The following is a 14,607-nucleotide window of genomic DNA, read 5'->3' as shown; positions in this document are numbered from 1 at the left end:
CTTTAACGGCGAAGGGCTGGGATGGTCGACAGCACGGTTTTCATTAATTGCGGCTGCCTGTTAACTCCGATTTTGGAAAACACCGTTTTAAGATAGGTGCGCGCCGAGCTTAGCGAAATACCGACCAGATCTGCGGCCTGATCAAGGGACATTCCTTCTGCCAGTTTTTGTGTCAGTTTGGCCTCGGACCGGGTCAGACCAAACACATCAATCAGATCATCAATTGTTGGCGGCCCCATTCGTTCCGGTTCAACCAGAATGAACACAAAACTGTCTTTCTTGTCAGCACCATTTCGCACACGGCGCAGGAAAACCGAAAGGGCACCCTGTTCATGATCAAGCGAAAAACCGCGTTGCATCGCTGGGACACGACCGGCGGGGGGGTGCAGAAACCGATCCAGATCATCCGGGGCATTGTCGATCAGAAGCCGGTTTTCAGGATTAACCTGCATGGCGGGTGATCGGCGTAGCATTTCCGCAGCCTGTGCATTCATATGTGAAATCGCAAGCCGATTGTCGGTTGCAATCAGCCCCAGATGAAAGAGATCCAGGAATGCCGCGGGGATGGTATCGCGGCTTTCTCCGCGTTTGCGGGCGATTTCGGTTTCGATGCCCTCAAGAACCGTCTTCAGGGCGGTAGGTTTGGGGTAGAACCGAAATACACCGAATTCATTGACCGCGGTTAATGCTGATTGCAGGTCGGCATAGCCGGTCAACATGACGATGATCAGATCGCTTCGAAGATTTCGAAGCTTGGCCGCCAGCTCAAGCCCGGTCATGATCGGCATATGAATGTCAAGGATCGCCGCCGTAACATCGGGATCACCAGAAATTTCTGCCAGCGCGGTTTGCGGATTGTTGAAATACAATCCCTGCCAATGCGGGGCGAGACGCGCGAAATTCCGCCGGTGCGATGACAGAAGGTTTTCATCATCATCGACAAAAGCAATGCGGACAGGCTGATCCGACACCATTGTCATGCACACTCCACATATGGGGATATTGGTGCGTCCATCCTGACATTATTCTTCAGTATATCAAGACCTGTATGAACTGGTGAAGATCGTTCGTGCCCAGAATCTTTAAGGTTTCGTACTAACCGGAGTTGTTTCAGATGAGCGTTGCTGCAGCCGGTCTTCCGACGGTTCTGATAGTAGATGATGATGAGAATCTTCTGGCTTCGGTATCCCGTTCTTTGTCCGGAAGCTTTAATTTAGTCAAATATATCAATGGTGAAGCGGCTCTTGAATGGTTATCCAAAAATCGTTCGGGTGTGAATATCATTGTAGCTGATCTGGTGATGCCGACGATTGATGGAATCAGCTTTCTGAAACGTGCATTTCGGTGCGCCCCCGATATTCCGAGGATTCTGCTAACCGGAAATATTTCGGCAGTTCCCATGCGTGAAGCAAACGGTCTGGCAAAAGTCAGTAAAATTCTGACAAAGCCGATTTCGATTGCGACCTTCAAGGAAGTGCTTTTCAAGACGATTGAGGACAAACGCAAAGAAAATCATGCTGATCAACTCATTGCCGATACGTTGAATGAGCTTCTTGATCGATCCGCAGTCACAACCGCGTTCCAGCCCCGTGTCAGAGCCGAAGACTTTTCGCGAACGGGGGGCGAGGTTCTTTGCCGAACGTCTGATGTGCATAAAGGTTATGATATCGGGACAATCATCAGGCAGTGCCAAAATCAGCCTGTCATGGATCGTCTGACGATGTGTTTGATGGATATGACGATTAATTCAGCGCCTGTTTATCGCAAAATTCTGGGTTCAGGTGCCCTGTTGTCACTTAATCTTGATTACACCTCGGTTTGCAACCGCCAGTTCGTTCAGGCTTTGTCTGGTTTTGCTGCTGAAATGCAGAAATATGGTTTGGAAGTCGCGTTTGAAATTCATGAAATGCAGCTCGGCAAGATTGACGAAAATTTTATAAAAAACGCGAGGTTTCTCTCAGATCGCGGAATACGAATTTTTATCGATGGGTTTGGGGCTGATAAAGGGGCGTTGGAGTTGCTGCGCCACGAATTTTTTGTTGGCGTTAAACTTGATCGTCGATTGATCCGCCAGGTGATGGAAAATGACGATACGGGCAGGTTTATTTCTTGGATTGTCCAGATATGCCGACAGATTGATTATTCGGTCGTCGCCACCGGCGTTGAAAATGAGGCAACAGCCCTTCGTCTCAGAAGTTATGGCGTTGATGAATTGCAGGGATATCTGTTTGGTATGCCACAACCGATTGAAGAACATATTCCAAGTATCTTTACGAAATGAACCGGCCATGCAGCCATTTTTTCCGGTCCAGCTATTGTGGTAACCCTTTGGCGTGACCAATGTGTAAATCAGTTTCGGAGTACAACTATGATGATGAAAACGATCATTAAATTTACGATGGCTTTGTGTGTCATCGGTTTTCTCTCAACGGAAAACGCCCGAGCAGCCGGAAAGCTAATGCTCTCAAACACGGGCGGTGAAACGGTGACTGTCTCGTTTGATGAATTGACCAAACTGCCAAGCACCGAGTTTTACACCTCGACCCCATGGACGGATGGTGTTCAGAAATTTCAGGGTGTCGATTTCGACGTTCTGTTCGATACCTATGGCATCACCGCCGATACAGTCCGCGTTTCTGCGCTAAATGATTATAGCGTGATGGTTCCGGCTGGTGTCCTGCGTCGTGACAATGCCATCCTGGTTTATCGACTTAATGATGCGGAAATGTCGGTACGAGACAAAGGGCCGTTTTGGGTTGTGTTCCCCTATGACAGCGATACCCGTTTCCAGACTGATACCTATTGGTCTTATTCCGTCTGGCAGGTGAAGTCGATTGATGGGCAAAACTAGAAATTTTCTGTCAAAAATATCGAACAGGGCCATTTTTTCAATTTTGGCTCTGTTCGTTGTTCTTTATGGGGTTTTCTCGATCGCAATCGTAAGAAAGCTCGAAGATGAGAAATTTGCCTATCGCGAAAATTTTGCATGGGCAGTTTTCCAGATTCAGCGGCAGTTCCTCGAAATCGAACGGTATATCGAGTATGCCCGTTCCGATGGCGTTGTTGAGAGGGAGGAGCTTGAAAAGGTTTTACTGGAATATGAAATCTTTGTTAGCAGAACCCTATTGGTCAAGCAGGGCGAAGGGTTTCAGGTTTTAGCCCAAATCCCGGAAGTTGGCGATTTGCTTGGGATGCTTGATAAAAAGATCGCACGGATTGATGAGCGGATCAAAAGCGTATCGAACGCGACTGCATTGGTGGAATTTATCCGCGAAGAACTTGTGTCGATCGATGATCCCTTGCAGCAGGCGGTGGTGCGGACAACAAATTTTGTGTCAGTCTACAATGCAAGTAACATCGCGAGCGTAAAGTCCGACATAGAGATTCTGTCATATCTATTCTTTTCCGGGATGATCGTGATGATTGGCCTGGCGATCTTTGTAATTCGTCACCGTCAACGTGCATTTGCTGCTGATATCGATGCAAGACGCGCACGCCAGGAACAGGAAGTGATTGAAGAAGCTGCAGATTACGCGAAAATGCATGCTTTGGGGACGCTGGCTGGTGGGGTTGCACATGAAATCAATACCCCAGCCCAATACATACAGAACAATCTTGAATTTCTCTCTGACAGCTTTGACGATTTCGTTCATGCACTCCGCAAAGACGAAGGTGACGGAGCTGTTCGTCTTGAACTGGCGCCGGAACGGATCGATTTTATGACCGAAGAAATACCGCTTGCGATCCGTGAGAGTATTCAGGGGCTTGATCGCATAGCGGAAATTGTTCGTGGTATCCGGAAATTTGCCCATCCTACAACGGACTCTGTGGAACGGATTTCCATCGCCGAGGAAATTGAAACAGCGATAACGTTGACGCGCAACCAGGTCAAACATGTCGCCGAACTCGAACAAAGCTATGATACGGACGTCACCGAAGTTGAAGGGCGGCGGAACCATTTGTCACAGGCCCTGATCAACCTGATCGTCAATGCTTCGCAGGCGATCCGCGAATCGGGCCAACGTTTCGGCAAAATCAAACTGAATGTCACATCGGACGCTGAGAATGTTTTTATCCGATTACGGGATAATGGCGGTGGTGTTCCCGAGGATTTACGAGATCGAATTTTCGATTATTTCTTCACGACGAAGGAACGGGGCGTTGGGACGGGGCAGGGTTTGCCGATATGTCGGAAATTGATTCAGGACGATTTTAACGGTGACTTGACCCTTTCCGCTCCGGACGGCGAAGGGGCGGAATTCGTTATTCGAATTCCGAAACCCGGTATTCGATCAACTGATGATGATAGTGCATTGAATTACACTGCGACCGATGAATTCTATGACATCCGGTCGTGATGTTCATGGTCGTTGGTATCGTTTGACTGAGATAGAAGGTGATTGGTCAGGCTTGGTTATCGCCAAGTGGGGCACAATGACGTTCCCAATTCGCCCATTTTTGCTGGGCATCACAATGGGCGATGAAACCCGAAGCGCGATCATATTTTGCCGCCCGGATATGACGGTCATTGCCAAACTTGCGGGCAAAATGCTGGGCTGCATAAACGATCAAAAGAGACAGCGAGTCACGGGTTGGCGCAGCTTCGGGGCGATGATGAAAAGCAATGTTTTCGATAATTTCGTGTTTAAAACCCCAGAGAGCGGCCAAGCATGCCGATACGGCAGGATGAGACACTCCAATCTCGCCGATCTCAGTGGAAATGATATCGCATTGATCGTCGTCGGCCTGCTTGCGGCTTAAAGCAACCTGATCAGGTATTACATGCTCCATCACATTCAGGCCGATATGACACAGCAATGCTGCTGCCCGAATCAGATCAATTGTTTCTGAGGGCATGCCTTCAAGTTTTGCGATCCCGGCCGCCATATTGCCCAGAATGAGGCAGCGATCTATTGGCTGGTCGATATTGTAAGGATCAAATCTGGTTTGCTGTCCATGCAAGGTCCAAATGACACATAGTGCCTTGATGGTTTCAAGACCGAACAGGTCAATCAGGGTAACGAGATCCGGACCCTCTGTTGGCAGGATCAGCTTTTCGCGCCGCGCCATTTCGCATACCAGCATAATAAAACCAGGATTTTCAAAGGAGAATTCCTGTAGTTCGTTCTGACTGTGTGGTCCCTTATATTGCAGAATTGCATGAAGCCGGTAAAACACCGGGGGCCAGACAAGTTCAGCAGGCATGCGGTACAGAATATTGATCAGCTGGGGGTCTCGCAGATAGTTGCGCAGTATCAGGCCACGTTCGATGGCATGAATAACTTCCTGATCGCTGCAGGGTTTCATCAGGAAATGATGGGTTGCCGCAAGACCGGTCTGGATAGCCTGTTCATCGGCGTAGCCGGAAAGCAGGATGCGTGCGGTATCCGGATATTTCCGGGCAACAGACCGAAGCAATTCTGCCCCGTCCATCTCGGGCATGCGCATGTCCGAAACAATGACATCTGCACTATGCTGATCCAGATTTACGAGTGCTTCTGCGCCGCTGGTGCAAAACCGCAGTTTCCAATTCGGGCGTTTGGACACGATACGGCGGCGTAATCCGCTGAGGACATGGGGATCATCATCGACGAAAATGATTGAAGCGCTTTCTGGCATCCCGGCTCCTTCGCGGAAGGGTTCAGGCAATTGCTGCCATCAGGCTGGCAGCATCGCAGGGTTTTGACAATACAAATGCGGCTCCTACCGATACGGCTTCTTTGCCCATATCCGGATCAAAAAAGCCGGTCAGCATGATCATGCGGGTGCCTTCTGCATGTTTGATTTGTCGGCGTTTGATTTCATAAAGCGTTTCGATCCCCGACATGCCGGGCATCATGTAATCAATCAGTATGACGTCATAGCTTTGCTGTTTTCGCGACAGTTGCGCCATCATCTGAAGTGCGGTTTCACCGTTTTCTGCAACATCGACGGATTGTGCTCCGCCGCTGCGCAAAATCCGACGGATAGAGAAGCGGACTTCGATACTGTCGTCCACGATCAGGAACTTTTTCTGCGCGTTCGGTTTGCCAAAAGCATTGTCACCCTTACAGCGACGCAAGCCATCGGCAATGGCAATATCATTATGGCTATTGGATTTTATCGCGTTCATTTCTCAAACTCTGACCGTAATGGTTTCCTGAAGACCGGTTGATCAAAATACTGGTTCAGTTGGCAGTCTTTTATGTGTGGATGTTACGTCGATTGAGAAGAGCCACATATCCCTATATAGGGAGGGAAACAAAAAAGGGCTGCCGGCAAAGGCAGCCCGAAGTCGTTGTTCAGGGAAGAGGGAAGGTCGTTGCGTTGGGGTGAGCAGGATCAGAATTCGATACCAATCTTGTGATCGATCGAATATTTTCCGCCGCCACGGATCAGAACTGAAAGTGCCATCAGGCCCCAGAAGACCGGCATTTCAAACCCGGCATTGTTCCATGCATACCCGTTGGGCAGATGAATGGTGACCGCAACAGCCATAAAGGCAATCACAGCGGCGGCAACCGGACGGGTCAGAAGGCCCACAGTCAGCATCAGGCCGCCCACGAATTCCAGAAGCCCGATCAGAAGGGCAAACAGGAAGCCCGGGGCAAAGCCGATGCTTTCAAGCCAGCCAGCCGTACCTTCAAGGCCATAGCCACCAAAGGCACCAAACAGTTTCTGTGCACCGTGCGGGACCAGAAGAAGACCCGTGGTGACGCGGACGATCACGGGTGAAAGAGGTTCAAGGGCAGTCCACAGATTGCCAAGGGCCGGGATAATCGGACGTGGTTTGGTGTGTTCTAGGGACGACATATTCGTTTTCCTTTGAAGGGTCGGACCGGAAGACCGGCTCAGGCGACCATGTCAAAAACAAGAGCTTCAGCTTCGGTTGCGTCGGTGAAGACAAGTTCATCTTCGTCCCGGATGGCGGCACCATCGCCAGCCTTCAGGGTTTCACCATTAACCTTCAGCATGCCGCGTGCCACCTGAACCCAGGCAATCCGGCCCGGTTCGATTTTATGGGATGCCGTTTCACCTTCACCCAGATGAGCAACGTAAAGGTCAACATCCTGATGAATGGTGATCGATCCATCCCGGCCGGTGCGGCTGCCGATCAGTGACAGGCCCGAACCCGTATCGGAACGTGCGATTTTCTTTTCCTCGTAACCAGGTTCGAGGTTCGCGGCTTCGGGTATGACCCAGATTTGCAGGAAATGAACCGGCTTCTCCTTGGAATGGTTGTATTCCGAATGACGGATGCCGGTACCGGCAGTCATGCGTTGCAGGCGGCCCGGACGGATAACGGAACCGGTGCCAAGGCTGTCTTTGTGTTCAAGCGCGCCATCAAGCACATAGGAAATGATTTCCATATCCTTGTGGCCGTGGGTGTCAAAACCGGCACCGGGGATAACCCGGTCTTCGTTAATCACGCGCAGCGGGCCCCAGCCCATCCGTTTCGGGTCGTAATAGTGACCGAAGGAAAAAGTGTGATGGGAGTCAAGCCAGCCAAACTGGGCGCGGCCACGGTCGGCAGATTCGATCTTGGTAATCATGTTGGTCTCCATCGCTGGGTTGTCGTTTGTTGGAGCCAGAATACGCTTTTCGATGAAAGTGACAATTATCGTAATAATGTGCATACTGTCGCAAATTATGCGACAATTGTTGTGACCTTCGCCAGATGGAGCGTTCGGATGGACAAGCTGGTAAGCTTGCAAACCTTTGTAAAAGTGGTTGATGAAGGAAGCTTTGCCGCTGCGGCACGTGCCATCGGGCAGTCACGATCCCAGGTTAACCGTGCTGTTATTGCACTTGAAGAAGACCTGGGCGTGCAGCTTTTGAACCGTACGACCCGTCAGGTTGCTGTCACGCCAAGCGGGCGCGCTTTTTATGACCGGGCCAAGGCTGTTTTGGCAGACTTGCGCGAGGCAGAAGAAGCCATTCGTGAAAACCGCGCAACCCCGTCGGGGGATATTCGCATCAATGCGCCGATGTCCTTTGGCACCCTGCATCTGGGGCCTGCTTTGGTCGATTTTGCCCGTGAATACCCTGAAATACGGGTGGAGCTGGCACTTTCGGACCGGTTCATCGATCCGGTTGCTGATGGTTACGACATGACGGTGCGGATCAGTCAGCCAAGCGAGACATTGGCACTGATTGATCAAGAAATCATTCCAATGAACCGGGTTCTGTGTGCATCGCCGCAATTCATCCGAAAGCATGGCGAACCTGTATCGCCCCGTGATCTGGCAACCTTGCCTTGTTTGCATTACGGTAGCTTGCCCGCCGGGTCGAGCTGGAAGATGACCGGACCGGACGGACCGGTTTCGGTGCAGGTGAATGGCGTGTTCTGCTGCAACAATGCCGAGGTTCTGCGTGATGCAGCCCTGGCTGATCTCGGATTGGCATTATTGCCGACCTTTATCGCCGGTCCGGATTTGCAAAGCGGCAATCTTGTCAGTGTTTTGTGTGATTATACCTCGCCAGAGCTTTTCCTGTATCTGTTGTATCCGCCCAGTCGGCAGTTATCGGCGCGTATCCGGCTTCTGGTTGATTTTCTTTATGACCGGTTTGGCGGGCAACCGCGTTGGGATCTGGTACAATAATCTGCCTGTGGTGAAATCCGATCTCTTGCGAGATCCGTACTGAGCATTAGATCTGGACCAGCTTTGGAACTGTTCAAGGACATGGCGGAATTCGATATGCCGACCCTGATGATTGTGTCGCACGGTAACAGTGGTAATGGCGGTGATCCTGCGGGAACACTGGCAGAAGCCGTGCGCGACCATTGGGCTGGTTTTGTGCACCATGGCTATATGCGTAGCCAGCCTTCGGTTGCGGATCAATTGGCAAAGCTGAAACGCAATCATGACGCCAGCGAACTGATCGTCTTTCCGCTGTTTTTCAGTGAAGGTTATCTGGTGTTTCAGGAATTGCCGCGCAATTTGCGTGATGCCGGACTTGATCGTGCGGTCATTCTGCCGCCTGCAATCAATTTGCTCGGTTTCGCGGAGATGGTTTCACGTCATGTGAATTCCGCGATGGTGCGGCGTGGCTGGGATTGTTCGGAAACGTCGGTATTTCTTGTGCCGCATGGCCTGAAAACCCTGACCAAAGCATTGCCGGAAACCGTCAGGCTTGCCAATGAAGTGGGTCAGTTCTGCCCCGATGCAGAAATTTGCATTGGAAATATCGAAGGCAACCCGTCCCTTCGCGATTGGCGGAAAATTGGCTCGCGCGAACGGGCTGTGATTGTTCCGATGCTGGCTGGCGGCGGCACGCACGCCACTACCGATCTGCCGGAAATGATTGCCGGGCAACCCGATGAAGCCATTGAGATACTTGATCCGATTGGCGAGTGGGCCGAATTACCCGACTTGATCCTGAAGGAAGCCGCAAAATACGTCCGGTCTGAAATGGGCAGGCCAAATCTGCGGTTAAGCGCGAATGCCAAAGACGGCCATGCCGCAAGCAGTGCAGCCATTGTATAAAATGGCGTGATCAGCCAAGACCCGGTTTGACTGTTGTTTCGGACGATTTCTTTAACAGATAGTCCCGGAATATTTTCGCTGAACTGGTCAGGGTATCTTCGCCGTCATGCACGATCAGCAACTGGCGTTTGGCCCAGCTATCGGCAATCGGCGCGCCGGAAATATTCATGTGGTCAATGTAACCGGCAACCGAGCTTTGCCGCAGGAAGCCGATGCCAAGTCCGGCGGCGATCATCTGGCGCAAGGAGCCGAAACGCATGACCTTGATATGCGGATGCATGTCGTGATGCAGTTTGCCTGCGGCCTCGCTGATCAGGTCATCAATCACGCCGCCTTCATGCAGGGAAATGATGTCGTATTTTGCGGCTTCGGCAAAGGTAACCGGGGCCGGATTGGATGGATCGGGGATCAGTGGATGGCCTTTGGGCGTCACGACCCAGATCGGGTCGTCGCAAAAGACGTGGTTCGACAAACCCTGACACGGGCCGTTATCGGCCATGATCGCCAGATCGGCACGGCCTTCGCGGACGGCATCAGAGGACTCGCGCGATGTCAGTTCGCGGACATCGACGGTCACATCGGGGAAATCACGTTGAAAATCGGCCAGAAATGCAGGCAGTCCGGTGAGGATTGCCGAGGTTACGGCAGCAAGATAAATCTTGCCCTTTTCGCCGCTGTTGAAATCGCGCAGCTCGTTTGACAGGTGATTAAGATCACCCAGCAGCTTTTCGCCGTAGCGCGCGAAAATGGCACCTTCTTCCGTCGGTTCGACACCGCGGGGCAGACGGCGCAGCAGCTTGACGCCAAGCATGGCTTCAAGTTCGCCGATGCGGCGACTTACAGCCGATGTCGCGATATGTTCGCGCCGGGCGGCTTCATTGATGCTTCCGGCGCGCACAATGGCAACAAACAACCGGATCGTGACGATATCAAACTTTTGCATTCAACCGTTTTCGGTTGTTTGGTTGAAACCGTCAAGGGCGATGAATTGACAGCATCTTTTGGATGCCAATCCTCAAACCCGCAGGGTCAGAGAGGGCGAATTAGCCCTCGACCTGACGCCATGCATTGTTCCATTCGGTCATCAGTTCATCATGGGTGCGTGCTTTCGACGATTTCATGATCACGGCGACCTGAAGCGCATGAACAAGGTTGGTGAACCAGTTGACGCGAACTTCGCGTTCGATGGTGGTGGTGTCTTTAAGTGCAAGCGTTGCCATGGTTAGGTTCCTTTGCGTCTGGGGTGATTTCAGATGTACCAGAAGCCGTTCGAACCCACTATTCTCGTTTCACCGCTATCCCCTTCTTGTTTGGAGAACGATAGATATAACTAATTGATATTGATTGATAAATTTATATCGCAATGCACAATCCATTGCCAAACTCGCATGGTCCAAAATGTCGGATTTATCTGCTATAGCTTGGCAAACAGGATTTACGCAAAGGTCGGCGCAATGAGTGATGTGAATGACAATCTTGCCTGGGAACAGGCGCATGGTAGCGGGCTTCAGGCTTATCTGGGGTATCAGGTTGTTGAATGGGACGAAGACCGTGCCGTGGTGGAACTTGAAATCAGGGATCATCACCGCAATCGGGCGGGCATCCTGCATGGTGGCGTGATTGCGACCCTGATGGATACGGCGTCGGGCTGTGCCGTCTGTTACTGTGCCGTTCCGGGGAATGTCCGTAAATCTTTGACCCTGTCACTGACGACCAATTTCATCGGAATGGCAACCGGCGGCACGGTGCGGGTTGAGGGACGCAAACAGGGCGGCGGGCGCAAGATCGTCTTTACCGAAGCCACGGCCTATAACGCGGCGGGCGAAGTGATCGCAACCGCGACCGGCACCTTCAAATACCATCGCGGCAGCGAGGACCCGAACGGGGTGCCGCGCGACGCATAGGGTTTATGAAAATACAGGACAGCCCCGGATGGTAGCCTGCTTCCCGCTTTTCTGACCGGGTATAAAGTTTTTCAAAAAGTTCTTGATTTGTTCTTTTTATTGTGGCATAAGGACAAAGTCAACGGGAGAAATGCACCCGGACCGAAACCCGCGAAGCGCCTTGTGCGCCTCGCGGGTTTTTGCGTTTGGGGCGGGATCAAAGAGGTGATCAGGATGCAGCGGCAAGGATTGAGGCAGGGCGGCGGGGCAATCCGCAGGATGCTCATCGGCGGATGGCGAAGCCATTACGGCGGCATTCTGCGTTAGTTCTAACACGTTTCAAACACGCTTATTTGTCATGACGGGAGAGGTGCGTCTTGTTGGGGAACGGACCCCGAATTTGCCGGAAGCGGCAGCAATGGCAGCAATGGCAGCAGTGGCGGCGGTGATTTGTGACCCGTCAGCGGTGGGCAGGTTGGGGGCAGTGCGCCCGAAGAGTGTCTGCTGGTGAAAATGGCGAACGTCCGAGGTGTGTCTGGATGTCGGGGTGGCAGGTTACCGCCGTGGTCGGAAAGTGACCGAAGTGGGCAGCGAGCCGGTGGTGGTCCGTCGGCGACGGTTGCTGGAGGCCCGAGGTTTGTCCGGCGTCGGTGATCATGGGATTGGCGAAAGGGGTCGGAGCGGGCGGCGAGGTTGTGGGCGGTCCGTGGGGCGTTAGTTGGCGAGGTTGCTGGAGGCCCGAAGTTCGTCCTTGGTGGTCATGGCATTGGCGAAAGGGGCTGGAGTGGGCATGGAGGTCGTGGGCGTCAGTGGACCGTCTGGTGGTGGGGCTGGCGGAGGCCCGAGGTTTGTCGAGGGGTGCTGGAAGTTCCGCATTGCCAGTCGTCGTGGAGGATTTGCCGGAAGAGGCAGCAGGGGCAGCATTGGGTCGTGATCCGTCAACAGTTGACAGGTGGGGCATTCGTCAGAAGGCCGTCTGTCGGCGAGGGTGGCGAAAGTCCGGGATTTGTCCAGAGTTGCCGGAAGTCCTGCATCGCCGGAAGTCGCCGTGGAGCAGGCCGTGAGCCTGATGGTCGTCTGTTGGCGACGTTGATGGAAGCCGAGGTTTTTCCGGGCTTCGTGGTCATGCCATTGGCGGATGGGACTGGAGCGGGCGGTAAGCCTGTGGCTGTCAGTGGATCGTTCGTTGGTGGGGCTGTTGGAGGCCCGTGTTTTGGCCGGGCGGGGCATTGAGCCAGCTTACGGGAAAGCCGGCCTGTTGCCGTGCTTTCGGAGTCTGGCGTTCTATCCTGCCATTGCCGTCAGGATGATCCGGGTGTCCTTGACCGCCTCATAAGGCAGAAGGGCGCGCCTTTGTGACGCGCCCTTTGCAGATTGTTTGATGTGGCCGGGATTATTTCGGCATCTGCCATTTGCCGTTTACAAGGCGCGGGATGTTAAGCGGGTTTGCGTCCTTGAGGGCTTCGGGCAGCAATGCATCCGGGAAGGCCTGATAGGAGACCGGGCGGATGAAACGCTTGATCGCGAGCGACCCGACCGATGTTGCACGGGAATCCGTGCTTGCCGGATAGGGTCCGCCATGCACCATGGAGTGGCAGACCTCGACCCCGGTTGGCCAGCCATTGATCAGGATGCGGCCCGCACATTTTTCAAGGGCGGGGCGCAGTTTCCCGGCCAGTTCGGCATCGGCATCAACCATATGAACGGTCGCGGTCAACTGCCCGATCAGGGTGGCGGACAGGGCAACCATTTCTTCGGGCGTGTCGCATTCGACAATGATGCCAGCCGGGCCGAACATTTCTTCGGCCAGTTCCGGGTTGGCCTGCCAGTCGGCAGCGGTGGTGCGGAAGATCGCCGGGCTGCCTTCGAACGGGCCGTCGCTGTCGCGGCGTTTAAGCGCGCAGGTTACCTTGGCGTGACCGGCCATGGCATCGGTTACATGATGATAGGCGCTTGATACACGATCCGTCAGCATGGCGGCACCGCCAACCTGACCGAGTTCGGCGGCAGCAGTTTCGACAAAGGCGTCAAGATCGGCACCCTTAAGCGCGATCAGAAGACCCGGATTGGTGCAGAACTGGCCAACACCCATGGTGAGCGACCCAACCCAGCCCTTGGCGATTTCAACGGCCTTGGCACCCATTGCTTTGGGCATCAGGAAGACCGGGTTGTTGCTGCCGAGTTCGCCATAGAACGGGATCGGTTCCGGGCGCGAAACGGCAATATCAAACAGCGCACGACCGCCACCGGTCGAACCGGTAAAGCCAACCGCCTTGATCAGCGGATGGGCGACCAGCGCCTGACCGACCTTGCGGGTGCCGCCATGGATCAGGCTGAATACGCCTTTGGGCATGCCGGTTTTTTTAATTGCGGCTTCGATGGCCTTGGCAACGACTTCGGACGTGCCGGGGTGGGCCGCGTGGCCCTTGAACACGACCGGGCAACCCGCAGCCAGTGCCGATGCGGTGTCACCGCCCGCAGTCGAGAATGCCAGCGGGAAGTTTGACGCACCGAAAACACCGACCGGGCCAAGTGCCTTGTGCATCACGCGGATGTCGGGCTTTGGCAGGGGTTGACGATCCGGCTGGGCGGTTTCGATACGGGCTTCGAACCATGATCCTTCTTCGATCCAGTCGGCAAAGAAGCGCAACTGGCCCACGGTGCGGCCGCGCTCGCCGGTCAGGCGTGCCGCGGGCAGGGCTGATTCAAGATTGCCGATTTCGGTGATTTCATCGCCGCGTGCATCAATTTCATCGGCAATCGCGCGCAGGAAGGCCGCGCGTTTGGCCGGCAGCATCGCCGCAAATTCTTCGGCACAGGCATTTGCCGCCTGAACCGCCTGATCCACCAGTTCCTCGGTGCCGTGCTGGAACTTTGTTGGCAGTTTTTCACCCGTCGACGGATTGTCGGCCTGAAACACATCCGGACCGTTCAGCCATTCGCCTGCAATATAGTGCTGTCCATTCAGCATGGAGCCTCCTGTGGGGTTGGCGTGTTTGTATGATGATACCGCGCAAAGGGTTGGGCCGTGGATTGCGGTAATCTGCAAACGCCCGATTTGCGCGGTTTTCTTCGGCGCAGCTTAGGAAATCGGGGCGGCGATGTAAATATCATATTATATGACAAAATCGACATCGGCAGCCGCAAGTAGAGATTCAAACAGTTAAGCATCATTGGATAATTTATACAATTATGTTTGGTCAGAGAAAGCGACGGGCGTGTGTGTCCGTCAGAATTCAGATTACTGACAAAGCCCG

The 14,607-nt window shown here is 53.4% G+C and carries 14 protein-coding genes; 6 read left to right on the top strand and 8 right to left on the bottom strand.

Annotated elements, in window-relative coordinates:
* Positions 1-2: 2 nt before the first annotated feature.
* Complete coding sequence (locus P8T57_RS08270) at positions 3-980, bottom strand: response regulator (protein WP_240478774.1); 978 nt, start codon at positions 978-980, stop codon at positions 3-5.
* Between the two features lie 134 nt (positions 981-1,114).
* On the opposite strand from P8T57_RS08270, the gene P8T57_RS08265 reads away from it, so the two are divergent.
* From P8T57_RS08265 to P8T57_RS08255, 3 genes are all read left to right on the top strand, one after another.
* The gene (locus P8T57_RS08265; protein WP_341365144.1) at positions 1,115-2,281 is read left to right on the top strand and encodes an EAL domain-containing protein; all 1,167 of its coding nucleotides are present in this window, start codon (positions 1,115-1,117) and stop codon (positions 2,279-2,281) included.
* A gap of 177 nt (positions 2,282-2,458) precedes the next feature.
* Positions 2,459-2,851: a hypothetical protein gene (locus P8T57_RS08260; RefSeq protein ID WP_233421808.1), complete on the top strand. Its 393-nt coding sequence runs from the start codon at positions 2,459-2,461 to the stop codon at positions 2,849-2,851.
* Positions 2,838-4,358: an ATP-binding protein gene (locus tag P8T57_RS08255; protein ID WP_341365369.1), complete on the top strand. Its 1,521-nt coding sequence runs from the start codon at positions 2,838-2,840 to the stop codon at positions 4,356-4,358. Before P8T57_RS08260 ends, P8T57_RS08255 begins: the two co-directional genes overlap by 14 nt.
* 46 nt (positions 4,359-4,404) lie before the next feature.
* On the opposite strand, the gene P8T57_RS08250 is transcribed toward P8T57_RS08255, so the two are convergent.
* From P8T57_RS08250 to P8T57_RS08235, 4 genes are all read right to left on the bottom strand, one after another.
* Positions 4,405-5,619, bottom strand: a complete 1,215-nt coding sequence (locus P8T57_RS08250; protein WP_341365143.1) for a response regulator — start codon at positions 5,617-5,619, stop codon at positions 4,405-4,407.
* A gap of 22 nt (positions 5,620-5,641) precedes the next feature.
* Complete coding sequence (locus P8T57_RS08245) at positions 5,642-6,112, bottom strand: response regulator (protein ID WP_007088624.1); 471 nt, start codon at positions 6,110-6,112, stop codon at positions 5,642-5,644.
* Positions 6,113-6,321: 209 nt separating this feature from the next.
* Complete coding sequence (locus P8T57_RS08240) at positions 6,322-6,792, bottom strand: DoxX family protein (protein ID WP_341365142.1); 471 nt, start codon at positions 6,790-6,792, stop codon at positions 6,322-6,324.
* 38 nt (positions 6,793-6,830) lie between these two features.
* On the bottom strand, positions 6,831-7,532 hold the full coding sequence (locus P8T57_RS08235; protein WP_341365141.1) for a pirin family protein: 702 nt from the start codon (positions 7,530-7,532) through the stop codon (positions 6,831-6,833).
* Positions 7,533-7,670: 138 nt separating this feature from the next.
* On the opposite strand from P8T57_RS08235, the gene P8T57_RS08230 reads away from it, so the two are divergent.
* Together P8T57_RS08230 and P8T57_RS08225 are read left to right on the top strand one after the other, a co-directional pair.
* The gene (locus tag P8T57_RS08230) at positions 7,671-8,582 is read left to right on the top strand and encodes a LysR family transcriptional regulator (RefSeq protein ID WP_341365140.1); all 912 of its coding nucleotides are present in this window, start codon (positions 7,671-7,673) and stop codon (positions 8,580-8,582) included.
* 63 nt (positions 8,583-8,645) lie between these two features.
* Positions 8,646-9,467 (top strand): CbiX/SirB N-terminal domain-containing protein, encoded by an 822-nt coding sequence (locus tag P8T57_RS08225; RefSeq protein WP_341365139.1) that lies wholly within the window; start codon positions 8,646-8,648, stop codon positions 9,465-9,467.
* Positions 9,468-9,477: 10 nt separating this feature from the next.
* Here the strand turns inward: P8T57_RS08225 and P8T57_RS08220 are convergent, their stop codons facing one another.
* Positions 9,478-10,410 carry a LysR family transcriptional regulator gene (locus tag P8T57_RS08220; RefSeq protein ID WP_341365138.1) on the bottom strand — a complete coding sequence of 311 codons (933 nt, stop codon included), beginning with the start codon at positions 10,408-10,410 and terminating at the stop codon, positions 9,478-9,480.
* A 100-nt stretch (positions 10,411-10,510) separates the two neighbouring features.
* The gene (locus tag P8T57_RS08215) at positions 10,511-10,687 is read right to left on the bottom strand and encodes a hypothetical protein (protein WP_156486474.1); all 177 of its coding nucleotides are present in this window, start codon (positions 10,685-10,687) and stop codon (positions 10,511-10,513) included.
* 234 nt (positions 10,688-10,921) lie between these two features.
* Here P8T57_RS08215 and P8T57_RS08210 point away from each other — a divergent pair, with 234 nt between their 5' ends.
* On the top strand, positions 10,922-11,371 hold the full coding sequence (locus P8T57_RS08210) for a PaaI family thioesterase (protein ID WP_341365137.1): 450 nt from the start codon (positions 10,922-10,924) through the stop codon (positions 11,369-11,371).
* A gap of 1,372 nt (positions 11,372-12,743) precedes the next feature.
* On the opposite strand, the gene P8T57_RS08205 is transcribed toward P8T57_RS08210, so the two are convergent.
* Positions 12,744-14,321 carry an aldehyde dehydrogenase (NADP(+)) gene (locus P8T57_RS08205; RefSeq protein ID WP_007088632.1) on the bottom strand — a complete coding sequence of 526 codons (1,578 nt, stop codon included), beginning with the start codon at positions 14,319-14,321 and terminating at the stop codon, positions 12,744-12,746.
* Positions 14,322-14,607: the final 286 nt, after the last annotated feature.

The sequence above is a fragment of the Thalassospira sp. SN3W genome (genome assembly GCF_038070535.1).
GTDB classification, from domain to species: Bacteria; Pseudomonadota; Alphaproteobacteria; order Rhodospirillales; family Thalassospiraceae; genus Thalassospira; species Thalassospira xiamenensis.
Note: the sequence above shows the minus strand (reverse complement) of the source record. Positions and strands in the feature narration are given on the sequence as shown.

Bases quoted from the DNA above. Each gene is read 5' to 3' on its own strand.
- P8T57_RS08210 (WP_341365137.1), top strand. From the start codon at position 10,922: ATGAGTGATGTGAATGACAATCTTGCCTGGGAACAGGCGCATGGTAGC.
- P8T57_RS08205 (WP_007088632.1), bottom strand. From the start codon at position 14,321: ATGCTGAATGGACAGCACTATATTGCAGGCGAATGGCTGAACGGTCCG.
- P8T57_RS08235 (WP_341365141.1), bottom strand. From the start codon at position 7,532: ATGATTACCAAGATCGAATCTGCCGACCGTGGCCGCGCCCAGTTTGGC.
- P8T57_RS08215 (WP_156486474.1), bottom strand. From the start codon at position 10,687: ATGGCAACGCTTGCACTTAAAGACACCACCACCATCGAACGCGAAGTT.
- P8T57_RS08240 (WP_341365142.1), bottom strand. From the start codon at position 6,792: ATGTCGTCCCTAGAACACACCAAACCACGTCCGATTATCCCGGCCCTT.
- P8T57_RS08245 (WP_007088624.1), bottom strand. From the start codon at position 6,112: ATGAACGCGATAAAATCCAATAGCCATAATGATATTGCCATTGCCGAT.
- P8T57_RS08250 (WP_341365143.1), bottom strand. From the start codon at position 5,619: ATGCCAGAAAGCGCTTCAATCATTTTCGTCGATGATGATCCCCATGTC.
- P8T57_RS08265 (WP_341365144.1), top strand. From the start codon at position 1,115: ATGAGCGTTGCTGCAGCCGGTCTTCCGACGGTTCTGATAGTAGATGAT.
- P8T57_RS08220 (WP_341365138.1), bottom strand. From the start codon at position 10,410: ATGCAAAAGTTTGATATCGTCACGATCCGGTTGTTTGTTGCCATTGTG.
- P8T57_RS08230 (WP_341365140.1), top strand. From the start codon at position 7,671: ATGGACAAGCTGGTAAGCTTGCAAACCTTTGTAAAAGTGGTTGATGAA.
- P8T57_RS08255 (WP_341365369.1), top strand. From the start codon at position 2,838: ATGGGCAAAACTAGAAATTTTCTGTCAAAAATATCGAACAGGGCCATT.
- P8T57_RS08270 (WP_240478774.1), bottom strand. From the start codon at position 980: ATGACAATGGTGTCGGATCAGCCTGTCCGCATTGCTTTTGTCGATGAT.
- P8T57_RS08260 (WP_233421808.1), top strand. From the start codon at position 2,459: ATGCTCTCAAACACGGGCGGTGAAACGGTGACTGTCTCGTTTGATGAA.